The following is a 22115-nucleotide window of genomic DNA, read 5'->3' as shown; positions in this document are numbered from 1 at the left end:
GCGCCTAGAGGAACCCGAGCAGGCTGGTGTCGGCCGGGCTCGTGGTGACGGTGCGGCCGAGCAGGTCGTCCCAGAGGGCGACGAACTCGGGGAGGGTCTTCGACACGACTCTGACGTCGTCGAGCTCGACGTCGGGGACGGCGAGGCCGATGATCGCCGCGGCGTGCGCCATCCTGTGGTCGCCGTAGGTCTTCCACTTGCCCGCGTGGAGCGGGGAGGGCTCGAGGCGGATGCCGTCGTCGAGCTCGGTCGCGCGGCCGCCGAGGCCGTTGATCTCGGCGACGAGGGCGGCGAGGCGGTCGGTCTCGTGCCCGCGGAGGTGGGCGATGCCGGTGATGGTGCTCGGGCCGGAGGCGAGGGCTGCGAGGGCGACGAGGGCGGGGGCTAGCTCGCCGCCGCGCGAGAGGTCGACGTCGACGCCGGGCAGCGAGCCGCCTCCGAGAAGGCCGTCGCCGCCGTCGATCGTCACGGTGTCGCCGTCTCTCGTCACGGTCGCGCCCCACAGGGGCAGCAGGTCGAGGAGGTCGTCGCCGACCTGCGTGGTGTCGTGCGGCCAGTGCCGGATCGACACGCGGCCGCCGGCGACCAGAGCCGCGGCGAGGAACGGCGCGGCGTTCGACAGGTCGGGCTCGATGGTGACCTCGCGCGCGGCGATCGGCCCCGGAGGGACCACCCAGACACCCGTCTCGGGCGAAGAGACGGTGACGCCGCGCGACGCGAGCGCGTCGATGGTCATCTCGATGTGGGGAAGGCTCGGCAGCTTCTCGCCCGTGTGCCGCAGCGTCAGCCCGTTCGCGAAGCGCGGTGCCGAGAGGAGCAGGCCCGAGACGAACTGGCTCGAGGCCGACGCGTCGATCGAGACCTCGCCGCCCTCGACCTCGCCGGTGCCGTGGAGGCTGAAGGGGAGGGCGGAGCGCCCGTCGTCGTCGACGTCGACCCCGAGGGCCCGAAGCGACTCGATGGTGGTCCGCATCGGGCGGCGCCGGGCGCCCTCGTCGCCGTCGAAGGTGACCGGGCCGGTGGCGAGGGCGGCGAGCGGCGGCAGGAAGCGCATCACCGTGCCGGCGAGCCCGCAGTCGACCGAGACGCCGCCGGTGAATGCCTGCGGGACGATCTCGAGGTCGGGCCCGAACGGCTCGTCGTTCGGCACCTCGCTGATGGTGGTGCCGAGGGAGCGGAGCGCCTCGACCATCAGCGCGGAGTCGCGCGAGTGCAGGGGCAGGCGCAGGATCGAGGGGCCGGTCGCCAGGGCCGACAGCACCAGCTCGCGGTTCGTCAGCGACTTCGATCCCGGCAGCGACAGCTCGGCCGAGACGGGCGCGGCCGCGGTGGGCGCCACCCAGAAGCCCTCGTCGACCTCGGGCTCCCGATCGGTCTCGTAGGGGCTGAACTCCGGGCCGGAATACCTGAATACCTGCATCGGTTGTCAAGGGTAATGCAAGCAACGCAAGGAGCACCCGTGGCACTCGTCTGCACCCCGGAAGCACCCTCTGATGCGCACACCGTCGCCGAACTAGAATTGGCGCTGATGAGCACTCCCGACGGCGTTTCCTCCGCACCCGACCTCGACCTGACCGAGGTGCCCGACCCGCGCGCCCTCTTCGAGGAGCAGGCGCTCCCGTTCATGGACCAGCTGTACGCCGCCGGCATGCGCATGACGCGCAATCCCGCCGACGCCGCCGACCTCGTGCAGGAGACGTACGTCAAGGCGTTCGCCGCCTTCTCGCAGTTCACGCAGGGCACGAACCTCAAGGCGTGGCTGTACCGCATCCTGACGAACACGTTCATCAACACCTACCGCAAGAAGCAGCGCGATCCCTACCAGGGCACGATCGACGAGCTCGAAGACTGGCAGATGGGCGGCGCCACCTCGGCGACGCTGTCGACCACGTCGCGCTCCGCCGAGGCCGAGGCGATCGACCACCTGCCCGACAGCGCCGTCAAAGACGCGCTGCAGAAGGTCCCCGAAGACTTCCGTCTGGCCGTCTACCTGGCCGACGTCGAGGGCTTCTCCTACCAGGAGATAGCCGACATCATGAAGACGCCCGTCGGCACGGTGATGAGCCGGCTCCACCGAGGGCGCCGACTTCTCCGCGAGCTCCTGGGCGACTACGCCCGCGATCGAGGCATCGCGGTGCCGGCCCCCACGGGCGCCGGCAAGACGACAGCGAAGGGCAGCAAGAAATGACCGACTGCGGTTGCGACAAAGCGAAGGCAGAGCTCGAGGAGTACCTGCACAACGAACTCGCTCGCGACGACGCGAGAGACATCCGCGAGCACATGGAGCACTGCTCCGACTGCTCGAGCGAGTTCCACGTCAACGTCGTCATGACCGAGGCCGTGAAGCGGGCCTGCAAGGAGGCGGCGCCGGAAGACCTCCGGCTGCAGGTGCTGACCCGGCTGCGCGATCTCCAGTCGACGCACGAGAGCGCGTAACACCTCTCGATCCTGCGGTAGCTTCGGGGCATGACTGCCACCGTGGAGCCGCTGGGCACGGCCGACGCCGCTGACCTCGACGACCTCGTCCTCCTCATCCGCTCGCTCGGCTACAGCCTCGACGCCGACGGTCTCCGAGTCCGCCTTGCGCGGTTGACTGCCGAGGCGGGCCACGAGACGTGGGTGGTCCGAGACGAGGCCCGCCGGATCCGCGCCGTAGCCGGGGCCCACGTCATGTGGGCCTACAACTCCGACTCGCCCATGGCGCAGCTGCTGCTCCTCGTCGTCCGCCCCGACGGGCGCCGCGACGGTGTCGGTTCGCAGCTGCTCGGCCACTTCGAGGCCTGGGCCCGCTCGCACGGGGCATCCAGCCTCACGGCCGTGTCGGCCGCCGCGACGGACAGCGCCCACCGCTTCTACCAGAAGCGCGGGTACCACGACTCGGGGACGCGCTACACCAAGCTCGGCTGACGCGGCTCCGCCTGCCGGCGCGACCGCTAGAGCGTCAGCGCCCGGTCGAGCAGGGCGGTCAGCTCGGCGGCACTCCGCTTCGACGAGCCAGCGGCCGGCGAGGCCGACGCGGGCCGCGAGGCGACCGTGATGGTCCGGCCCAGCTTCGGAGCCAGCTCGAGCGCGATGAACGGCCACGCGCCCTGGTTCTCGGGCTCCTCCTGAGCCCAGACCAGGTCGGCGGACGGGTAGCGGTCGAGCACGGCGCGGATCTCGTCGACCGGCAGCGGGTACAGCTGCTCGAGGCGGACCAGCGCGATGTCGTCGCCGACGCCGCGCTTGTCGAGCTCGGCCGAGAGGTCGTAGTGGATCTTGCCCGAGTGCAGGACGATCCGCTTCGTGGCAGCAGGATCGCCGACGCGCGTGCAGTCGAGGACCGGCTCGAACCGGCCGCTCGTGAACGCGTCCACCTCGCTGGTCGCCCCGCGGAGGCGCAGCATCGCCTTCGGCGTGAAGACGATCAGCGGGCGGCGCGGCCGGGCGTAGGCCTGGCGGCGGAGCAGGTGGAAGTACGACGCCGGCGTCGACGGGCGCGCCACGGTCATGTTGTTCTCGGCGCAGAGCTGCAGGTAGCGCTCGATCCGGGCCGACGAGTGGTCGGGGCCCTGGCCCTCGTAGCCGTGCGGCAGGAGCAGCACGACGCTGGAGCGCTGGCCCCACTTCTGCTCGGCGCTCGAGATGAACTCGTCGACGATCGTCTGCGCGCCGTTGGCGAAGTCGCCGAACTGGGCCTCCCAGAGCACGAGGGCGTCGGCCCGCTCGACCGAGTAGCCGTACTCGAAGCCCATGGCGGCGTACTCGCTGAGGAGCGAGTCGTAGATCCAGAGCTTGGCCTGGTTGTCGGTGACGTTCTGGAGCGGGATCCACTCCTGGCCGTTCTCGCGGTCGTGCAGGACCGCGTGGCGCTGCACGAACGTGCCACGGCGGGAGTCCTGCCCGGCGAAGCGGACGGGCGTGCCCTCCGTGAGCACCGAGCCGAGGGCGAGGAGCTCGCCGAACGCCCAGTCGATCTGGCCGCTGCGGCTCATCTCGTAGCGCTTCTTCAGCAGCTGCTGCAGCTTCGGGTGCACGGAGAACCCGGCGGGCGGGTTGTCGAAGGCGTCGCCGATCGACGTGATGAGGCTCGCGTCGACAGCGGTCTGGAACCCGTCGGGGGTCGACTCGTCGTGCTGCTGCGCCACGGGGCGCTCCAGGTCTCTGACGGCTCCGCCGTCGCCGGTCACGACCGGGATCGACCCCGTCTGAGCGGCGTGCGTCTCGCCGAAGGCCTGCTCGAGGCGGTCCTGGAAGTCGCGGTGCGCGCCCTCGTACTCCTCCTCGGTGATGTCGCCGCGGCCGACGAGCGCCTCGGTGTAGAGGGTGCGGACGCTCCGCTTGTTCTCGATGAGGCTGTACATCATGGGCTGCGTCATCGAGGGGTCGTCGCCCTCGTTGTGCCCGCGCCGGCGGTAGCAGATGAGGTCGATGACCACGTCGCGCTTGAACTCCTGGCGGTACGCGAAGGCGAGCTCGGCGACCCGGGCCACGGCCTCGGGGTCGTCGCCGTTGACGTGGAAGATCGGCGCCTGGATCGTCTTGGCGACGTCGGTCGAGTAGATCGACGACCGGCCCTCGGAGGGCGACGTGGTGAAGCCGATCTGGTTGTTGATCACGATGTGGATGGTGCCGCCCACGCGGTAGCCGCGCAGCTGCGACATCTGCATCGTCTCGACGACCACGCCCTGGCCGGCCATGGCGGCGTCGCCGTGCACGAGGATCGGCAGGACGGCGAACGACATCGGCACCCCGCGATCCTGCTTGGCGCGCACGATGCCCTCGAGCACGCCGTCGCCGGCCTCGAGGTGCGACGGGTTCGCGGCGAGGTAGACCGGGATCGTCTTGCCGGAGGCGCTCGTGAACTCGCCCTCGGTGCCGAGGTGGTACTTCACGTCGCCGGAGCCCTGGACCGTCTTCGGGTCTTGGGTGCCCTCGAACTCGCGGAAGATCTGGCCGTACGTCTTGCCCGCGATGTTGGTCAGGACGTTGAGGCGGCCGCGGTGGGCCATGCCGATCGCGACCTCCTGGAGGCCCGCCGAGGCGGCGTCCTGGATGATCGTGTCGAGGAGCGAGATCGCCGACTCGCCGCCCTCGAGGCTGAAGCGCTTCTGGCCGACGTACTTCGTCTGGAGGAAGGTCTCGAAGGCCTCGGCCTCGTTGAGCTTCGCCAGGATCCGCATCTGCTCGTCGTGGGTCGGCTTCGTGTAGGGCACCTCGATGTGCTCCTGCACCCAGCGCCGCTGCGCCGGGTCTTGGATGTGCATGTACTCGATGCCGATGTGACGGCAGTACGAGTCGCGCAGGACGCCGAGGACGTCGCGGAGGAGCATGGCCGGCTTCCCGCCGAAGCCGCCCGTGACGAACTCGCGGTCGAGGTCCCAGAAGGTCAGGCCGTGACGCTCGATCTCGAGGTCGGGGTGCGTGCGCTGGCGGTACTCGAGCGGGTCGATGTCGGCCATCAGGTGGCCGCGGACCCGGTAGCTGTTGATCAGCTCCTGGACGCGGGCGGTCTTGCCGACGCGCTCGGCCAGGTTGACGTTGATGTCGGGGTTCCAGTGGATCGGCGCGTACGGGATGCGGAGGGCCCGGAAGACGTCTTCGTAGAAGCCGTCCTCGCCGATGAGCATCGAGTGGACGATCTTGAGGAACTCGCCGGAGCCCGCGCCCTGGATGACCCGGTGGTCGTAGGTCGAGGTGAGCGTGATCGTCTTGCCGATGCCGAGCTCGACCAGGGTCTTGGGGGAGGAGCCCTGGAACTCGGCCGGGTACTCGAGGGCGCCGGCGCCGATGATCGAGCCTGCGCCCTTCATGAGGCGCGGCACGCTGTGCTCGGTGCCGATGCCGCCGGGGTTCGTCAGCGAGATCGTGTTGCCGGAGAAGTCGTCGGCGGTGAGCTTGTTGGCGCGGGCGCGCTTCACCACGTCTTCGTAGGCGGCGACGAACTGCGCGAACGTCATCGTCTCGCACTTCTTGATGCCGGGCACGAGCAGCGCGCGGGTGCCGTCGGGCTTCGGGATGTCGATGGCGAGGCCGAGGTTGATGTGCGCCGGCGTCACGACCGAGGGCTTGCCGTCGACGACGTCGTAGTAGACGTTCTGGCTCGGGAACTTCTTGAGCGCCTGGACGAGCGCCCAGCCGATCAGATGCGTGAACGAGACCTTGCCGCCGCGGGCGCGCTTCAGGTTGCTGTTGATGACGATGCGATTGTCGATCAGGAGCTTCGCCGGGATGGTCCGGACGCTCGTCGCCGTCGGGACGCTGAGGCTGGCGTCCATGTTCGTCGCGAGGCTCTTCGCCATGCCGCGGAGAGGCTGCACGACATTCTCGGGCTCGGCCTGCGGCTGCTCGCCGTCGACGGCCTTCTTCTTCGCGGCCTGCGTCGGGGCCTCGGCCGGGATCGGCTTCTCTTTCGGCGGCGCGGAGGTGGTGCGGGCGGCGACCACGGGGCTGGCGGTCGCGCTGGCGGGAGCGGGGGAGGCCTGGGCGGCGGTGGGGGCGGGTCGCACCGCGTCGGAGGGAGCGGGTGCGACGGCGGGCGCTGATCCTGCGCCCGAATCGCTCTGCTTGTAGCTCTCGAGGACGGGCCACCACGACTTGTCGACCGAGTTCTTGTCGACGACGTACTGCTCGTACAGTTCGTCGACCAGCCATTCGTTGGCGCCGAACTCAGCGGCCCCTTCGTCTGTCGTTCCGGTCACGTGGCTAGACACAGCCGATCGCCCACTCTCCGTTGATTGTTGATCCGTGGCGGGCGACGCGCGCCCTCGGGGCGGGGCCGCCTGCTCGACGTCCAGCCTAATCGCTCCGACATGCCCCCGTGGTGACCTTCCACAGGGAATAGGTTGAGTGGCATGCGGTACTACGAGACGACTCCGACCCACGATCTGACGTACTCCGACGTGTTCCTGGTGCCCAGCCGTTCGGGCGTGTCGAGCAGGCTCGACGTGTCTCTGGCTCCGGGCGACGGGACCGGACAGACCATCCCCATCGTGTCCGCGAACATGAACTCCGTGACCGGCCCGAGGCTCGCGGCGACGCTCGCCCGCCGAGGCGGTCTCGGCGTCCTGCCCCAGGACATGCACCTGCAGGATCTCGACGCGGCGATCCGCTGGGTCAAGGCCCAGCCGGTCGCCTACGACACCCCCTACGCGATGTCGCCCGGCGACACCGTCGAGGAGGCCCTCCGGAAGCTGCCCGCGGTCGAGGGGCAGGGCATCGTCCTGCACGGCGACGACGGCGCCTACGTCGGCTGCATCCCCGCGACCCGCCTCGCCAAGGCCGTGAGCGGCGCCGTGCTCGGCGACCTCCTGCACGGGCCCCTCGCCAGCATCGACGCCGACGACATCGCGGGCCCGAGGGCCGCCTTCGACCTCCTGGTCGCGGCCGACCTCGACTTCGCGCCGGTCCTGCACCAGGGCCACGTCATCGGCACGCTGAGCCGCAAGAGCGCCCTGCGGTCGAACCTCTACCAGCCGGCGGTCGACTCCTCGGGCCGGCTACGGGTCGCCGCGGCGGTGGGCGTCAACGGCGACGTCGCCGAGAAGGCGCGGGCGCTGGCCGCGGCGGGCGTCGACGTCCTCGTGCTCGACACCGCCCACGGACACCAGGAGGCGATGATCGCCGCGGTGAAGACGGTCGCGTCCCTCGGACTCGGGCTCCCGATCGTCGCCGGGAACGTGGTCACCGCCGAGGCGGTCCGCCACCTCGTCGGGGCGGGCGCGGACATCGTCAAGGTCGGCGTCGGCCCGGGCGCCATGTGCACGACGCGGATGATGACCGCGGTCGGGCGCCCGCAGTTCTCCGCGGTGCTCGAGACGGCCGACGCGGCCCGAGCCCTCGGCGCCCACGTCTGGGCCGACGGAGGCGTCCGCTACCCGCGCGACGTCGCCCTCGCCCTCGCGGCCGGCGCTGCGAGCGTCATGATCGGCTCGTGGTTCGCCGGCACCATCGAGGCGCCCGGGGAGCTCGACGCCGACGAGTCGGGCCGCACCTACAAGGAGAGCTGGGGCATGGCATCGACGAAGGCGGTCCAGGGCCGCTTCGAGCGGCTCGACCCGTACGAGCTCGCCCGGAAGACGCTCTTCGCCGAGGGCATCTCGTCGTCGCGGATCTACCTCGACCCGCTCCGGCCGTCGCTCGAGGACCTCCTCGACATGATCACCTCCGGTGTCCGGAGCTCGTTCACCTACGCGGGGGCGCGGTCGCTGGCCGAGTTCTCCGAGCGGGCCCTCGTCGGCGTGCAGTCGGCGGCGGGGTACGAAGAGGGCAAGGCGCTGCCCGTCTCCTGGTGAATTCCCGGCTGACAGCGTGGAGGCCGCCGAGCGCGTCCCGTAAACTGGCCGGACAATGGACGACCCCCCTCATAGATTCTTCTCGCCCACGACGCGCCGCCTCCGAGGCGGCGCCCCCCACGAGAGCCCCGCGGCATGAACGAGTGGCTCCTCCTCGCCATCGGCCTGCTGCTCACGCTCGGCACCGGCCTGTTCGTCGCGAGCGAGTTCTCGCTGGTGAACCTCGACCGTGCGGATCTCGAGGCTCGACGCGATCGAGGTGAGAAGCGGCTGTCGACCACGATCGGCGCCCTCAAGGTCACCTCGACGCACCTCTCGAGCGCGCAGCTCGGCATCACGCTGACCACGCTCCTCACCGGCTACACGATGGAGCCGGCGATCTCGACGCTCCTCGAAGACCCGTTCCGGCAGTTCGGCGCCGATCTCACGGTGGTCGACGTGGTCGCCCCGATCGTGTCGATCGTGCTGGCGACGCTGCTGTCGATGATCATCGGCGAGCTCGTCCCGAAGAACTTCGCCCTGGCGCTGCCCCTGGCCACGGCGCGCCTCGTGATGCCGTTCCAGGTCGGCTTCACCACGGTGTTCCGGCCGGCGGTGGCCGTCCTCAACGGCACGGCGAACGCGATCCTGCGCTCCATCGGCATCGAGCCGAAGGAGGAGCTGTCGGGGGCGCGCACCGCGGAGGAGCTCTCGTCGCTCGTGCGGCGGTCGGCCTTCGAGGGCAGCCTCGACCTCGACACGGCGACCCTCCTCGCCCGCACGCTGGTCTTCAGCGACCACACCGCCTCCGACGTCATGACCCCGCGGCCCCGCATCACGAGCGTCCGGCGCACCGACAGCGCCGAGACGGTGCTCGAGCGGGCGCGGAGCACCGGGTACTCGCGGTTCCCGGTGACCGACGACGACATCGACGACATCGTGGGCCTCGTGCACGTCAAGCAGGCCGTGTCGGTCCCGCGCGAGAAGCGGTCGGAGGTGCCCGTGTCGGCGCTCCAGACCGAGGCGATCCGCGTGCCCGAGACCATGAAGCTCGACAGCCTCCTCAGCGAGGTCCGCGGCAAGGGCTACCAGATGGCCGTCGTCGTCGACGAGTACGGCGGGACCGCCGGCGTGGTCACCCTCGAAGACCTGATCGAGGAGCTCGTCGGCGAGGTGTCCGACGAGCACGACCGCTCCCGCGTCGACGTCGTCCGCTCCCGCGACTGGCTGACGTTCCCCGGCCTCCTCCGCCCCGACGAGCTGCTCGAGCGTGCCGGGGTCAAGGTGACCGACGAGGGTCCGTACGAGACCGTCGGCGGCTGGATCATGAGCGAGCTGGGCCGCCTCCCCGCGGTCGGCGACACCGTCGAGACCGAGGCCGGCGTGTTCCGGGTCGAGCGGCTCGACGGGCGCAGGATCGACCGCGTGCGCTTCACCCCGGTCGTCGACGACTCGGTCGCGGCTGAAGACGTCGCCGCCGCCGTCGAGGCGCGGGAGTCCGCTTCCGCGACGCCCCGGCGCAAGCGCGAGAGGCAGGACGCCCGATGAGCAGCGACTGGTGGGGCATCGTCTGGCTCGTCGTGCTGCTGCTCGGCAACGCCTTCTTCGTCGGCGCAGAGTTCGCCGTCATCTCAGCGCGCCGCTCGTCGATCGAGCCGAAGGCCGAGGCGGGCAACCGGGCCGCGAAGACGACGCTCTTCGCGATGGAGCACGCGACGCTCATGCTGGCGACCAGCCAGCTCGGCATCACGGTGTGCTCCCTGCTGATCCTGAACGTCTCCGAGCCGTCGATCCACCACCTCCTCGAGGGGCCGCTGCACCTCACCGGCCTCACCGACGGTCTGGTCGAGACGGTCGGCTTCGTCATCACGCTGCTGCTCGTGTCGTTCCTGCACGTGGTGTTCGGCGAGATGGTCCCGAAGAACCTCTCGTTCTCGGTGCCCGACCGCGCGGCCCTGCTCCTCGCTCCGCCGCTGGTGTTCATCGCCCGCGTCTTCCGCGTGTTCATCGTCGCGCTCAACTGGCTGACCAACGCGGTCGTCAAGGCGTTCGGCGTCACCCCGAAGAACGAGGCCACGAGCGCCTTCACGGTCGAGGAGGTGCAGACGATCGTCGCGCAGTCGCAGCGCGAGGGCGTCCTGCTCGACACCACCGGCACGCTGCGGGCGGCATTCGAGTTCACCGAGAAGCGCGTGCTCGACATCGCGGTGACGATGGACTCCCTGGTGACCCTCGACGAGGCGGCGACGCCCTTCGACGTCGAGCGCGCGGTCGCGCAGAACGGCTTCTCGCGGTACGTCCTCGTTGACGACCGCGGCGAGCCCACGGGCTACCTGCACCTGAAGGACGTCATCGACCTCGACCCCGACGAGACCTTCGAGCCGGTGCCGCCGAAGCGCATCCGTCAGCTCATCTCGATCTTCGAGCGCACCGAGCTCGAGGACGCCCTCGCGACCATGCGTCGCGCCGGGGTGCACGTGGCCCGCTCGTTCGACGAGCAGGGCACGACCCGCGGGGTGCTGTTCCTGGAGGACATCATCGAGGAGCTGATCGGCGAGGTGCAGGACGCCACGCGTCGCGCCTGAGCCTCGGCCGCGCCTCTCGAGGACCGCGCACGAGAACCGCCCCCGGCCGATCGGCCGGGGGCGGTTGTCGTGTCTGACGTCGTGCCTAGGCGGGCACGGGCGCGTGGAACGGCGCGCGGTGGTACTGCTGCGGGTAGTACGACAGGTCGACGCCGAGCTCGAACGCGGCACGGAGCGCGAAGTGCGGGTCGCGGAGGAACTCGCGGCCGACGAAGACGACGTCCGCACGGCCCGACGAGACGATCTCCTCCGCCTGCTCGGCGCCCACGATGAGTCCGACCGCGCCGGTCGTGACGTCGCCGTCGTTCTTGACGGAAGCGGCGAGCGGCACCTGGTAGCCGAGGCCGACGGGGATCGACGCCGTGGCAGCGATGCCGCCCGACGAGATGTCGAACAGGTCGGCGCCGGCCTCCTCGGCCCAGCGGGCGACCTGAGCGGTCGAGGCCTCGTCCCAGCCGCCCTCGACCCAGTCGGTGGCGGAGAAGCGGACGAAGATGGGGAAATCGGGGCCGGTGGCCTCGCGGATCCTGCGGACCGAGTCGATGACGATCCTGGCCCGGTTCTCGAGCGACCCGCCGTACTCGTCGGTGCGGTCGTTGCTGAGCGGCGACAGGAACTGGTGCATGAGGTACCCGTGGGCGGCGTGCAGCTCGACGAGGTCGAAGCCGGCCTCCTGCGAGCGGACGGCGCTGGCGACGAACGCGTCGACGACGGCCTCGATCTCGGGCACGGTGAGCGTGCGAGGAGTGTCGTAGCCCTCGAAGGCGATGGCCGACGGGCCGACGACCGGCCAGCCGTGCTGCGACTCGTCGAGGGTGCCGTTCTGCGGATCCCAGGTGCGCGGGGTCGAGGCCTTGCGGCCGGCGTGGGCCAGCTGGACGCCGATCTTCGCGCCCTGCGAGTGGACGAAGTCGACGATGGGGCGGAACGCGTCGCGCTGCGCGTCGTTCCAGATGCCGAGATCCTGGGGCGAGATCCTGCCCTCGGGGACCACCGCGGTGGCCTCGGTGATGATGGCACCGGCGCCGCCGCGGGCGAACGAGCCGAGGTGCACGAGGTGCCAGTCGTTCGGCATGCCGTCGAAGTTCTCGGCCGAGTACTGGCACATGGCCGGCACCCAGAGGCGGTTGCGGAAGGTGGTCGTGCGGAGGGTGATCGGCGTGAAGAGCGCAGAGGTCATGTCAGAGACAACGATCAGCGGGCAGGATCATTCCGCCCCGAGCGACACGAGGAACTCCCGCAGCAGGGCGGGCGTGGTGAACACGTGCCCCGTGATGCCGAGCGCTTCGGCGCCCTCGACGTTCTCGCGCTTGTTGTCGATGAAGACCATGTCGTCGGGCGTGATGCCGAGCCCGTCGAGCACCGCGCGGTAGATCGACGCACTCGGCTTGAGGTCGTGCAGCTCGGCGCTGACGAAGGCGCGCTCGAACAGGCTGCCGACGGGGGAGTGGCGGAGCGGCGAGGCGAAGTCGAAGCCGGCGTTCGACAAGATCGCGAGGCGGGTGCCGCCGTCGTGGAGCTCCTCGATGATGTCGACGGTGCCGGGCTCGGGGTCGATCCAGCTCGGGAAGTCGACCGCCCAGAGCCGGTGGATCGTGCTGAGGCTCCAGGTCGCGCCCGAGTCGCGTGCGACGGCCTGCCAGTAGTCGACGACGGAGAGGTCGCCGCCGTCGAGGGGCCCGCGGTTCCGGCCGTAGCTCTCCCAGAAGGGCGCGGGGTCGACACCGGCGATCTCCTCGAGGCGCTGCCGGAAGCTCTCGGCGGGGCTCCTGCTGATCACCTCGCCGTAGTCGAAGACGACGGTGCGGCCCGGCAGCGAGAGAGTCATGCGCCCCACGGTAGCCCGCCCGCCTATCGTGAACGGCATGACGCGCGACTACACCCCCTGGACCCCGGACGACGCAGCAGCCTGGATCGCCGTGCCGCGCGAGGACGACGACAAGTACAGGCGCGGGGTCCTCGGCATGGTGACCGGCTCCGACCAGTACCCGGGCGCGGCGGTCCTCGGCGCGGAGGCCGCCCTGCACACGGGCCTCGGGATGCTCCGCTACCTCGGGCCGGAGCGGGCTGCGTCGTTCGTGCTGCAGCGTCGCCCCGAGGCCGTGACCAGCCCGGGCCGGGTGCAGGCGTGGCTCCTCGGGTCCGGCATCGACCCGTCGAACCTCGACGGCGTCACCACCGACCGCTTCCGGGTCGCGGCCGGCTCGGGCCTGCCCATCGTTCTCGACGCTGGCGCTCTGGAGGTCCGGGAGCAGACGAGCGGACCCGTCGTCCTGACGCCCCACTTCCGCGAGCTGTCGAAGGCGGCCGGGTGGAAGCTCGACGAGGTCGCTGCCGATCCTGCCGGGGCCGCCGCCCGGGCCGCCGACGAGTGGCAGGCGACCGTGCTGCTGAAGGGGCACCGCACCTACGTGGCCTCGCCGTCGGGCCTCGGGCTCGTGGCCTCGAGTGCGCCGTCGTGGCTCGCCACGGCGGGGGCCGGTGATGCGCTGGGCGGGATCCTGGGGGCTCTCGTCGCGACGCACTCGGACGAGATCGCGAACGACGAGGACGCCCTGGCCCGACTGGCAGCGACGGCGAGCGTCGTGCACGGGCTCGCCGCCGCCCGGGCGTCGGGCGGCGGTCCGCTGACGGTGCTCGGGCTGATCGAGGCGGTGCCGGCGACGATCGCGGGGCTCGTCAGCCGGTCGGGCTCGCGCTGATGCAGGAGATTCTCGCGGCGACCCCTCCCGATCCGCATGGATCGGTCGCGTGGCGGAGAATCTCATGCATTGGCGGGACGACTCCAGAGATACGGGGTCGTCGTCGAGACCTTGACCAGGCCTGAGCGCTCGAGGATCGGCCGGGAGTACTCGGTCGAGTCGCTGTGGACGAGCGTCTTGCCGAGCTCGAGGGCTGCCCGCGCGCGAGCGGACGTCAGCGCGCGGTAGATGCCGCGGCCCCGCCACGGCTCCCGGGTCGCGCCGCCCCAGACGCCGGCGAAGGTCGACCCGGCGACCGGCTCGAGGCGGCCGGCGGTGACGATCTCGCCGTCGGCCTCGGCGATCCACAGCTGCATGCCGTCGTCCCGGGCCAGTCGGCGGAGGAGCGCCTCGGCCCCCTGCTCTGACACCGGGTCGCCGAAGACCTCGTCCTGCATGGCGCTCATCGCCCGGACGTCGGCCTCCTCGGTGATCCGCCGGAGGGTGACCCCGTCGGGCAGATCGACGTCGACCGCGAGGGCGGAGATCTCGCCGATCATGACCGACTCGGTCTCCTCCGCCTCGAAGCCTGCTCCGAGGAGCGCCTCGTGGAGGCCGGGAGCCGCGTCGTGGCCGCGGGTCTTCCACTCCACGCGCTCGATCCCGGGGTCCTGCTCGAAGTGGGCGAGGCCCTGGCGGACGAGATCGCGGACGGCGTCCGCCCCGGCGCCGTCGAGGTCGGCGTAGGTCACGAAGCCGCGGCCGCCCGCGAACGTGACGAGTCGGAGCGGGCCGAGCCGGGTCACGTCGATCGCGCTCGGGGTCTCGGCGTCGGTGCGGAGCTCGGCGTCGTAGGCGGCGAGGAGGGCTTTCCGCCTGGCCTCGGGTGTCGTCTGCGTCTCGGTCATCCCCTCAGTCTCGCGCCTCGTAGGGGTAGTCGGGGCCGCGGTGCTGGAAGGTCAGGATCGCCTCGTTCTGCACGATCCCCTCGTCGATCTCGATCGCGCGGCGGATCGTCTCGGAGGAGGCCCAGGAGGTCCTGCCCTCCATCACGACGCGGAGGAACGGCAGGAGGGCCTCGCTGATCTCCCACGAGGTGGAGTTCCAGAGGAGGGACGGGCTGTGGTCGACCGCGTAGTAGTTGGTGGTCTCGCCGACCGTGATCATCGGCTCGCGGAACGTGGTCGTCGTCGCCCACTCGAAGCCCATGCCCTCGTCGATGGAGACGTCGACGATGAGGCTGCCGGGGCGGAACGCGCCGAGGTCGGAGGTCCGGAGGTAGGTGAGCGGCGCGTTCGGATCCTGCAGCGTGCAGTTGACCACGATGTCGTTCTCGGCGAGGTACGGCGCGAGAGGCCGCGGGCCGTCCTCGGCGTGGACCGTGCTGTCGAAGGGGTTCTCGTCGTCGTGCTCGAAGGTGATGATGTCGACGGAGGGGATCGGTGCGCCGACCGCAGCGATGCCGCGGTTCGTCAGCACCCGGACGTCGTGGATGCCGTGCGCATTGAGGGCCGTGACGGCACCGCGCGCGGTCGCGCCGAAGCCGATGACGACGGCGCTGAGGCGGCGGCCGTAGTCGCCCGTCGAGCCGCAGAGCTGCAGGGCGTGAATCACCGAGCAGTAGCCGGCGAGCTCGTTGTTCTTGTGGAAGACGTGGAGGCCGAAGCCGCCGTCGGCCTGCCAGTGGTTCATCGCCTCCCAGGCGATGAGGGTGAGTCTCTTGTCGATGGCGAGCTGCGTGATCTCGCGATCCTGCACGCAGTGGGGCCAGCCCCAGAGCACCTGGCCGTCGCGGAGGTCTTCGAGATCGGAGGCCTGCGGCTTGGGCAGGAGCACGACGTCGGACAGCGCGATGACCTCGTCGCGGTCGACCATGGCACCGACGAGGGGCTCGAGGTCGGAGTCCGGCACCCCGAAGCGGAGTCCGTAGCCGCGCTCCAGGACCATGCGGGCCCGGAGGTCTGCGTCGATGCGCTCGAGGTGCGCCGGGTGGATCGGCACGCGGCGCTCGTCGGGCTTACGGGACGAGGCCAGCACGCCGAGGCGCAGCAGGGTCGTCGGGGTTTCCGTTTCGGTCATGGTGCAGCCTAGAGGCCGGTGGGCCGAGCCCGGCACCGCACGGATCAGGAGGCGGGTCGCGCCTTGACGAGGAACTCCACCGAGCCGGTCTTCTGGACGGTGACGAAGCCGAGGCTCGGCGCGGTCACCTTGTAGTCGGAGAACGTGATCGGCACCGAGCCGCTCACCTCGGCGCCCGTGCCGGCGAGGGCCGCCTTCATCGGCACCTCGACCTCCCTGGTGACGCCGTGGAGGGTCAGCGTGCCGGTCGCCGTGAAGGAGGACACCTTGCCGGAGGTGAGCCCGGTGTCGGAGACGGGCGAGGTCAGTCGGAAGGTCGCATCGGGGTAGATGTCGGTCTCCATGGCGGAGGTCCGGAAGTACTCGTCGCGGCTGCTGCTGTCGGTGGCGATGTCCTTGACCGACACGGTCACATCGGCGGCGGAGATCGACCCCGAGTCGAACGTCACGGTGCCGTCGACCTTCGAGGTGGTGCCGACCACGGTCACGTCGGTGCCGTTCAGGACCTCCTTGACGCGGTAGCCGGCCGTGCTTCCCGAGGCGACGTCCCAGGAACCGGTGAGATCGGCAGCGGTGAGGCTCGACGAGCCGGGGGTGACCGCGACGGTCGGAGCGGCCGCGGGCTTCCCGACGACGACGTCGCGGTAGAAGATCGGACCCGCGATGGCGGCCGTCGTCCCGAGCACCACGACGGCGATCCCGGCCCCGAGGAGGATTCCTGTCTTCTTCTTCATGCCTCAACGGTGGCGCGTCCCGCTTGCCGGGCCCTGGGAACGTTCGCAGCGTGCACTTCTCGGTACCCTGGTGCGCATGCCGTTCGCCGACCGCCCCGCCGTCCGAGCGGCCGCCCTCTGGCTCGGCTTCGTCGCGGTTCACCTGTGGCTCTCGGTCGCCGTCCTCACCGGACCACACACCCCGCTGAACGACGTCTCGACCGTCTACCGAGACTGGATCGCGGCCGGCACCGCCGGCAGCGGCTGGGTCGGACTCCAGCACGTGTGGGTGTACCCGACCGTCGCCCTCCTGCCGATGCTCCTCGCCGCCGCGTTCGGGATCGCGCACTACTCGGCGACCTGGCTGCTGCTCGTCGCGGTCCTCGACGCCCTCGCGCTCGCGCTCCTCACGCGCGGCGGCACCCGGACCCTCGCGGTCGGCTGGTGGTGGCTCGCGTTCCTGCTCCTCCTCGGACCGATCGCGGTGGGCAGGATCGACAGCATCACGATCCCGCTGGCGCTCGCCGGGATGCTCGCCCTGTCTCGCCGGCCGGTGCTGGCTGGCATCCTGCTGGCCCTGGCCACCTGGATCAAGGTCTGGCCCGCGGCGCTGCTGCTCGCCGTCCTGATCGCGTCGAAGCGCAGGATCGCGGCTGCCGCCGGCGCCCTCGGCACGAGCGTCGTCGTCGTCCTCGCGGCCCTCGCGGTGGGTGGCACCTGGCGCGTGATCACGGGGTTCGTCGGGCAGCAGACCGGCCGCGGCCTGCAGCTCGAGGCTCCGGTGACGACGTTCTGGCTGTGGCTGGAGGCCGTGGGAGCGTCCGGGGTCTCCACCGCGTTCGACCGGCGGCTGCTCACCTACCAGGTGTCGGGCCCCGGCACGGCGACGACGGCCGCACTGATGACTCCGGTGATGGCCGTCGTCCTCCTCGGCGTCGTCGCCGCGGGGGCGTGGGCCACCCGGCGTGGCGCGTCGGCCCTCGAGCTCCTCGCGCCGCTCTCGCTCGCTCTGACGACGGCCTTCATCGTGACGAACAAGGTGGGGTCGCCGCAGTACGAGGGGTGGCTGGCGGTGCCCGTGATCCTGGGCCTGGTGCTCGCCCGGGAGGGCGGCCGGTCGTTCGCGGTGCCCGCGATCCTGACCGGCCTGATCGCCGCCCTGACTCAGGTGATCTACCCGTGGGGCTACGACGCGCTCGTGCTCGCGGAGCGCTGGATGGTGCTCGTCATCACGGCACGGAACGGGCTGCTCGCCGCACTCCTCGCGGTGGCGGTGGCGGGCGTCGTCCGCGCCGGGCGCGACGCGGCGCCGGGGGTGGCAGGATCGAGCCATGATCGTCGCCTTCAGCCTGTCGCCCAGCGGGGGAGCTCCCGCGGGGAGTGAGCCCGACTCCGTCCACGATGCCGTCGCTGCCGCCGTCCGGGTCGTCCGCGACTCGGGGCTGCCCAACCGCACCTCGTCGATGTTCACCGAGATCGAGGGCGAGTGGGACGAGGTCATGGCCGTCGTGAAGGCGGCCGCGGAGGCCGTCGGCGCCTACGGCAGCCGCGTCTCGCTGGTGCTGAAGGCCGACATCCGGCCCGGGCACAGCGGCGAGCTGGACGGCAAGGTCGAGCGGCTGGAGCGGGCGCTGCGCGACCGCTCATAGCTCGGCCGTTCGGCCGGGGGCTCCGACCACGAAGACGGCTCACGACCACAGATGGTGCTGGTCGGGAGCCGTTTTCGCGGTCGGGAGCGGGGGAGCCGCCCGGATCAGCCGATCCAGGTGAACGGGCTCCAGCCGGTCGCGACGACGGCGCGGGCCTTGAGCTTGCCGGCGCCGGTGCCGGCGTAGAGCGACATCTCGCCCGACGAGCGCCGCACGAGGAGGTCGCTCACTCCGTCGCCGGTGAGGTCGCCGGGGGAGACCAGCGTGTTGTAGACGGTCCAGCCGGTGCCGATGACGGTGCTCGTCCCGAAGCCGGTGGCGGTGCGGGGGTAGAAGCGGACGGTGCCGCTGCTGTCGTTCGTGACGATCCCCTTGGCGTGACCGCTGCCGAAGCTGTCGACGCCGACGATCTGCTTCACCGAGGCCTGTCCGGAGCCGATCTGCACGCGTCCGGAGAACTGCCCGGCGCCGTTGCCGACGTAGAGCCAGAGGACGCCCTTCGTGTCGCGGGTGAGGAGGTCGGCCTTCCCGTCGCCGTTGAAGTCGCCGACGCCGGTGAGGAGGTTCATCGTGTTCATGCCGGTGGCCGCGGCCTTCGGGGCGAGGAATCCGCCGGCCTTCTTGCCGGCGTAGAAGTAGCTCGCGCCGTTGCTGCGGCGGTCGAGCAGGTCGGGCACGCCGTCGCCGTTCAGGTCGCCGGGCGCCACGAGCGCGGTGAGGCTCTTGACGTTGGAGAGCACGGTGGCGTAGTTGATGAAGCCGCCCTTGCCGTTGCCGCGGTACATGCGGAGCGTGTCGCCGTAGCGGGTCAGGACGTCGGCCTTCCCGTCGCCCGAGTAGTCGTGCTTCCGGACCGAGGTCTTCGTGCCGCTGCCCCAGGTGGGGTCGGCGAGCAGGTGCAGTGAGGTGAGGCTTCCGTTGAAGACGTCCTGGTCGCCGGGGAGCGGGGAGTTCTCGGCCTGCGAGAACTGCCAGAAGCTGAACGAGGCCCACGACGCGGGAAGGCCTGCCGCGGCCGGGCTCTCGGAGTAGTTCGGCGCGAAGAGCTGGTAGGCGCTGAGGCCGGTGGTCGCGCCGAGGCACTGGTCGGCGAAGTCCTTGCCGACGTAGAGCACCGGGGCTCGGCCGGTCTTCGCGGCCGTCTCGGTCGCGGCGGCCTTGATCCAGGCGAGCATCGCGGCGGGAGCGAGGCCGTAGCAGGCGGGGACGCCCTTCTGGCCGTTGTTCTTGCCGGACGGATCGTTGACCTCGATGTCGATCATCGGCGGCAGCGTCCAGCCGCCCTTATGCCACTGGCCATCGTGGGCGGCGAAGAAGTCGGCCTGGGCGGCGCCGCTCGAGGTGTTCGGCGCCACCTTGAAGTAGGTGCCGACGAGCAGGCCGGCGGCCTTTGCGCCGGCGTACTGCGCATCGAACTGGGCGTTCGTCCGGACGATCCCGCCGCTGGCCTTGATGTAGGCGAACTTCGCCCCGTTCGCGGCGGCGGCGGTGAAGTCGGCTGCGGTGAGAGCCTTGCCGGTCTTGCCGACCGACCCCTCGTAGATGTCGAAGCCCGGGACGCCGGCGGGGCGAGCCAGGGGCGCGGCCGCGGCGGCCGTCTTCGAGAGCGCGGGCGAGATGCCCGCTGCTCCGGCACCCGAGCGCGCGAGCTGAGCTGACGACGGGACGGCGGAGGGCGCAGGCGCCGCCGAGGCCGACAGAGGCACCGAGACGAGCAGGCCGCCGGTGAGCGCCGCGAGGGCGAGAGTGCTGGCAGCCGCGCGGGTGGCGCGGCTTCGACGGATCACAGACATGGTGGAGCCCCCAGGAGGTCGCGCGGCGCCGTGGTCGGAAGCGCCGTCGGAGACGAGCCTAGGCACTCGCGCCGCCATTTCGTGGAGCACGGGAACAAATACATCGCTCGGCCGACCTAGGATGAAAGGGCGCCGTCCGCCGACCGGATCGCCTCGTACGACTCGACGAAGAGCCGTTCCCCACCTCCCTCTTCGACGAAAAGGTCTCGCCGTGCCTCCTGTCTCCGCGCGCCGCCGGCGCCTCGCGCTCGTCTCGCTCGCTCTCGGCGGCTTCGCCATCGGCGCCACCGAGTTCGTCGCCATGGGGCTCCTGCCGAACATCGCCCGCGACCTCATGCCGACCGCCTACGCGCAGTCCGCCGAGGCCACGACCGCCCACGCGGGCCTCCTGATCAGCGCCTACGCCCTCGGCGTCGTCGTCGGCGCGCCCACGATCGCCGCGACCACGTCGCACGTGCCGCGGAAGAAGCTGCTGCTCTGCCTCCTGGCGGCGTTCGTGGTCGGGACGGTGGCGTCAGCGATCCTGCCGACCTTCGGCCTCGTGCTCCTGGCCCGGTTCGCGGCGGGGCTCCCGCACGGCGCGTACTTCGGCATCGCCTCGCTCGCCGCTGCGTCGCTCATGGGCCCGGGCAACAAGGGCAAGGGCGTGGCGTTCGTCCTGTCGGGGCTCACGATCTCGAACATCGTGGGCGTTCCGCTGATCACGGCGCTCGGACAGGCGGCAGGATGGCGCGTCGCCTACGTCGCGGTCGCCCTCATCTTCGCAGCGACCTTCGCCGCCGTCGCGCTCGCCCTGCCGCCGCAGCCCGCGTCGGAGGGGGCGTCGATCCGGCGCGAGCTCAACGCGTTCACGAAGCCGCAGGTGTGGCTGGTGATGGGGATCGGCGCGATCGGCTTCGGCGGCTTCTTCGCCGTCTACAGCTACATCGCGACCGCGGTGACCGTCGGGACGGGCTCGTCGGAGTCGGTCGTGCCGTTCGTCCTGGTCGGGGTCGGCGTCGGGATGACGATCGGCAACCTCCTGGGCGGCTGGGGTGCCGACAAGAGCATCCGGAACACGATCTTCATCGGGTTCGCCGGCCTGCTCGTGGCGCTCGTCGGCTACGGGCTGACCGCCCACTCGCTCGTCGGGATCTTCTTCTTCGCGTTCCTCCTGGGCCTCACCTCGTCGATGATCTCGCCCGCCATCCAGACGCGCCTCATGCGCGTGGCGGGCGACAGCCAGATCATCGCGGCCGCCCTCAACCACTCGGCGTTCAACATCGGCAACAGCTTCGGCGCCTACCTCGGCGGCGCCGTCATCGGCGCGGGCCTCGGGGTGGGGGCGCCGGCCTGGGTCGGCGTCGCGCTCGCCGTGCTCGGCGTGGTGCTGACCGTGGTGAGCTTCGCCGTGCAGCGCCGGCGGCCCGAGGCCGTGGCGTCGGCGACCGACGCGATCCGGACCGTGCGGGCGTAGCGGGCGCGGGCGCGCTCGGGATCGCGCCCGGCGCGCGGCGGTGCGTTGGCGGGTGCTCGCAGCAGTAGGCGGGTCTCCGGAGGCCCGCCGGATGCGGCGAGCACCCGCCCACCCGAGCTCGCGACGCGAACACGACCACGCACGCGCACACGCACGAGGGCCCGCCCGACGCCGGAGCGCGGGGCGGGCCCTCGTGGGGTGCGCGGGGCTGATCCTGCGGTCAGAACCCGGCCGGAGCGGCGTCGTCCGTCTGCAGCAGGATTCCGTCCTGGATGGCGCGCTTCCGCAGGGCCACCTTGGTGCCGACGTCGTAGCCGGCGACGCGGTACTTCTCGCGGATGCGCTTGAGGTACGACTTGGCGGTCTCTTCCGAGATGCCGAGCTGGTACGCGACGGCCTTGACGGGCTCGCCGCCGCCGTAGAGGGCCATGACGCGGCGCTCCTGCGCGGAGAGCTTCGGCACGCCGCCGACCTCGGCCGCGTTCAGGGCCAGGTCGAGCTCGGCCGAGATGTACGACTCGCCGTTCGACGCGGTGCGGATCGCCTCGACGATCATCTCGGCGTCCTCGCTCTTGACGAGGTAGCCGAGGGCGCCGGCCGCGAGGGCCTCGCGGACGACGTTGGGCTCGGAGTAGGTGCTCATGAGCACCGTCTTCACGCCGGCGGTCTTGAGGGTCGAGATCTTGAGCGAGATCGGCAGGTTGTCTTTGAGGTCGAGGTCGAGGAGGACGACGTCGACGGGGAATTCGGGGTGGGTCAGCAGCTCGGGCCAGGACGCGACGGCGCAGACCATGGAGATGTCGCTGGCGGCGCCTCGGATCCACTCGCTGAGGGCACCGAGCAGCATCTTGTGGTCGTCGACGAGGGCGAGGCGGATGCGTCCTTCGGAGTCAGGCACGGGTGTCTC

19 protein-coding genes are annotated in these 22115 nt (G+C 71.0%); 10 read left to right on the top strand and 9 right to left on the bottom strand.

Features of this window, described 5'->3' with window-relative positions:
- Positions 1-4 precede the first annotated feature (4 nt).
- Positions 5-1420: a 3-phosphoshikimate 1-carboxyvinyltransferase gene (aroA, locus tag ABD733_RS03735; protein ID WP_344793686.1), complete on the bottom strand. Its 1416-nt coding sequence runs from the start codon at positions 1418-1420 to the stop codon at positions 5-7.
- A gap of 108 nt (positions 1421-1528) precedes the next feature.
- Between aroA and ABD733_RS03730 the strand changes: the two genes are divergently transcribed.
- From ABD733_RS03730 to ABD733_RS03720, 3 genes are read left to right on the top strand one after another with little or no spacing between them, the layout of a single operon-like run.
- A complete protein-coding gene (locus ABD733_RS03730; RefSeq protein WP_344793685.1) occupies positions 1529-2188 on the top strand; it encodes a sigma-70 family RNA polymerase sigma factor in 660 nt (219 codons plus the stop codon).
- The gene (locus tag ABD733_RS03725; protein WP_344793684.1) at positions 2185-2436 is read left to right on the top strand and encodes a zf-HC2 domain-containing protein; all 252 of its coding nucleotides are present in this window, start codon (positions 2185-2187) and stop codon (positions 2434-2436) included. The genes ABD733_RS03730 and ABD733_RS03725 overlap by 4 nt, the downstream gene beginning before the upstream one ends.
- A 30-nt stretch (positions 2437-2466) precedes the next feature.
- Positions 2467-2907, top strand: a complete 441-nt coding sequence (locus ABD733_RS03720) for a GNAT family N-acetyltransferase (protein WP_344793683.1) — start codon at positions 2467-2469, stop codon at positions 2905-2907.
- A gap of 26 nt (positions 2908-2933) precedes the next feature.
- Here ABD733_RS03720 and ABD733_RS03715 read toward each other — a convergent pair whose 3' ends face one another.
- Complete coding sequence (locus tag ABD733_RS03715) at positions 2934-6692, bottom strand: multifunctional oxoglutarate decarboxylase/oxoglutarate dehydrogenase thiamine pyrophosphate-binding subunit/dihydrolipoyllysine-residue succinyltransferase subunit (protein WP_425552855.1); 3759 nt, start codon at positions 6690-6692, stop codon at positions 2934-2936.
- Positions 6693-6833: 141 nt separating this feature from the next.
- Between ABD733_RS03715 and guaB1 the strand changes: the two genes are divergently transcribed.
- The 3 genes from guaB1 (at position 6834) to ABD733_RS03700 (ending at position 10837) form a co-directional block, all read left to right on the top strand.
- Positions 6834-8273: a GMP reductase gene (gene guaB1 / locus ABD733_RS03710; protein ID WP_344793681.1), complete on the top strand. Its 1440-nt coding sequence runs from the start codon at positions 6834-6836 to the stop codon at positions 8271-8273.
- Between the two features lie 135 nt (positions 8274-8408).
- The gene (locus ABD733_RS03705; protein ID WP_344793680.1) at positions 8409-9800 is read left to right on the top strand and encodes a hemolysin family protein; all 1392 of its coding nucleotides are present in this window, start codon (positions 8409-8411) and stop codon (positions 9798-9800) included.
- Positions 9797-10837, top strand: a complete 1041-nt coding sequence (locus ABD733_RS03700) for a hemolysin family protein (protein ID WP_344793679.1) — start codon at positions 9797-9799, stop codon at positions 10835-10837. The genes ABD733_RS03705 and ABD733_RS03700 overlap by 4 nt, the downstream gene beginning before the upstream one ends.
- 85 nt (positions 10838-10922) lie before the next feature.
- Here ABD733_RS03700 and ABD733_RS03695 read toward each other — a convergent pair whose 3' ends face one another.
- Together ABD733_RS03695 and ABD733_RS03690 are read right to left on the bottom strand one after the other, a co-directional pair.
- Complete coding sequence (locus ABD733_RS03695) at positions 10923-12017, bottom strand: NADH:flavin oxidoreductase/NADH oxidase (RefSeq protein ID WP_344793678.1); 1095 nt, start codon at positions 12015-12017, stop codon at positions 10923-10925.
- 27 nt (positions 12018-12044) lie between these two features.
- Entirely contained in the window at positions 12045-12665 is a 621-nt protein-coding gene (locus ABD733_RS03690) for an HAD family hydrolase (RefSeq protein WP_344793677.1), read from the bottom strand.
- A gap of 37 nt (positions 12666-12702) precedes the next feature.
- On the opposite strand from ABD733_RS03690, the gene ABD733_RS03685 reads away from it, so the two are divergent.
- Positions 12703-13539 carry an ADP-dependent NAD(P)H-hydrate dehydratase gene (locus ABD733_RS03685; RefSeq protein ID WP_344793676.1) on the top strand — a complete coding sequence of 279 codons (837 nt, stop codon included), beginning with the start codon at positions 12703-12705 and terminating at the stop codon, positions 13537-13539.
- Between the two features lie 62 nt (positions 13540-13601).
- Here ABD733_RS03685 and ABD733_RS03680 read toward each other — a convergent pair whose 3' ends face one another.
- Genes ABD733_RS03680 through ABD733_RS03670 form a run of 3 tightly spaced genes read right to left on the bottom strand, consistent with a single transcriptional unit; the run spans position 13602 to position 16331 of the window.
- Positions 13602-14426 (bottom strand): GNAT family N-acetyltransferase, encoded by an 825-nt coding sequence (locus ABD733_RS03680; protein ID WP_344793675.1) that lies wholly within the window; start codon positions 14424-14426, stop codon positions 13602-13604.
- Between the two features lie 4 nt (positions 14427-14430).
- A complete protein-coding gene (locus ABD733_RS03675) occupies positions 14431-15597 on the bottom strand; it encodes a N(5)-(carboxyethyl)ornithine synthase (protein WP_344793674.1) in 1167 nt (388 codons plus the stop codon).
- A gap of 44 nt (positions 15598-15641) precedes the next feature.
- Positions 15642-16331, bottom strand: a complete 690-nt coding sequence (locus ABD733_RS03670) for a YceI family protein (protein ID WP_344793673.1) — start codon at positions 16329-16331, stop codon at positions 15642-15644.
- Between the two features lie 76 nt (positions 16332-16407).
- On the opposite strand from ABD733_RS03670, the gene ABD733_RS03665 reads away from it, so the two are divergent.
- Together ABD733_RS03665 and ABD733_RS03660 are read left to right on the top strand one after the other, a co-directional pair.
- A complete protein-coding gene (locus tag ABD733_RS03665; protein ID WP_344793672.1) occupies positions 16408-17694 on the top strand; it encodes a glycosyltransferase 87 family protein in 1287 nt (428 codons plus the stop codon).
- Positions 17642-17959 (top strand): thiamine-binding protein, encoded by a 318-nt coding sequence (locus ABD733_RS03660; RefSeq protein WP_344793671.1) that lies wholly within the window; start codon positions 17642-17644, stop codon positions 17957-17959. The genes ABD733_RS03665 and ABD733_RS03660 overlap by 53 nt, the downstream gene beginning before the upstream one ends.
- Positions 17960-18063: 104 nt before the next feature.
- On the opposite strand, the gene ABD733_RS03655 is transcribed toward ABD733_RS03660, so the two are convergent.
- The gene (locus ABD733_RS03655; protein ID WP_344793670.1) at positions 18064-19752 is read right to left on the bottom strand and encodes a GH25 family lysozyme; all 1689 of its coding nucleotides are present in this window, start codon (positions 19750-19752) and stop codon (positions 18064-18066) included.
- 211 nt (positions 19753-19963) lie between these two features.
- Between ABD733_RS03655 and ABD733_RS03650 the strand changes: the two genes are divergently transcribed.
- Entirely contained in the window at positions 19964-21208 is a 1245-nt protein-coding gene (locus ABD733_RS03650; protein ID WP_344793669.1) for an MFS transporter, read from the top strand.
- Between the two features lie 220 nt (positions 21209-21428).
- Here ABD733_RS03650 and ABD733_RS03645 read toward each other — a convergent pair whose 3' ends face one another.
- On the bottom strand, positions 21429-22106 hold the full coding sequence (locus ABD733_RS03645) for a response regulator (RefSeq protein WP_344793668.1): 678 nt from the start codon (positions 22104-22106) through the stop codon (positions 21429-21431).
- Positions 22107-22115: the final 9 nt, after the last annotated feature.

Source organism: Frondihabitans peucedani, from assembly GCF_039537585.1.
GTDB lineage: Bacteria > Actinomycetota > Actinomycetes > Actinomycetales > Microbacteriaceae > Frondihabitans > Frondihabitans peucedani.
The sequence above is the reverse complement of the archived record's forward strand: the minus strand, read 5'-3'. Positions and strand labels throughout refer to the sequence as shown.

Coding starts and splice junctions, on each gene's coding strand:
- aroA (WP_344793686.1), bottom strand. CDS start 1,420: ATGCAGGTATTCAGGTATTCCGGCCCGGAGTTCAGCCCCTACGAGACC.
- ABD733_RS03730 (WP_344793685.1), top strand. CDS start 1,529: ATGAGCACTCCCGACGGCGTTTCCTCCGCACCCGACCTCGACCTGACC.
- ABD733_RS03725 (WP_344793684.1), top strand. CDS start 2,185: ATGACCGACTGCGGTTGCGACAAAGCGAAGGCAGAGCTCGAGGAGTAC.
- ABD733_RS03720 (WP_344793683.1), top strand. CDS start 2,467: ATGACTGCCACCGTGGAGCCGCTGGGCACGGCCGACGCCGCTGACCTC.
- guaB1 (WP_344793681.1), top strand. CDS start 6,834: ATGCGGTACTACGAGACGACTCCGACCCACGATCTGACGTACTCCGAC.
- ABD733_RS03705 (WP_344793680.1), top strand. CDS start 8,409: ATGAACGAGTGGCTCCTCCTCGCCATCGGCCTGCTGCTCACGCTCGGC.
- ABD733_RS03700 (WP_344793679.1), top strand. CDS start 9,797: ATGAGCAGCGACTGGTGGGGCATCGTCTGGCTCGTCGTGCTGCTGCTC.
- ABD733_RS03695 (WP_344793678.1), bottom strand. CDS start 12,017: ATGACCTCTGCGCTCTTCACGCCGATCACCCTCCGCACGACCACCTTC.
- ABD733_RS03690 (WP_344793677.1), bottom strand. CDS start 12,665: ATGACTCTCTCGCTGCCGGGCCGCACCGTCGTCTTCGACTACGGCGAG.
- ABD733_RS03685 (WP_344793676.1), top strand. CDS start 12,703: ATGACGCGCGACTACACCCCCTGGACCCCGGACGACGCAGCAGCCTGG.
- ABD733_RS03680 (WP_344793675.1), bottom strand. CDS start 14,426: ATGACCGAGACGCAGACGACACCCGAGGCCAGGCGGAAAGCCCTCCTC.
- ABD733_RS03675 (WP_344793674.1), bottom strand. CDS start 15,597: ATGACCGAAACGGAAACCCCGACGACCCTGCTGCGCCTCGGCGTGCTG.
- ABD733_RS03670 (WP_344793673.1), bottom strand. CDS start 16,331: ATGAAGAAGAAGACAGGAATCCTCCTCGGGGCCGGGATCGCCGTCGTG.
- ABD733_RS03665 (WP_344793672.1), top strand. CDS start 16,408: ATGCCGTTCGCCGACCGCCCCGCCGTCCGAGCGGCCGCCCTCTGGCTC.
- ABD733_RS03660 (WP_344793671.1), top strand. CDS start 17,642: ATGATCGTCGCCTTCAGCCTGTCGCCCAGCGGGGGAGCTCCCGCGGGG.
- ABD733_RS03655 (WP_344793670.1), bottom strand. CDS start 19,752: ATGTCTGTGATCCGTCGAAGCCGCGCCACCCGCGCGGCTGCCAGCACT.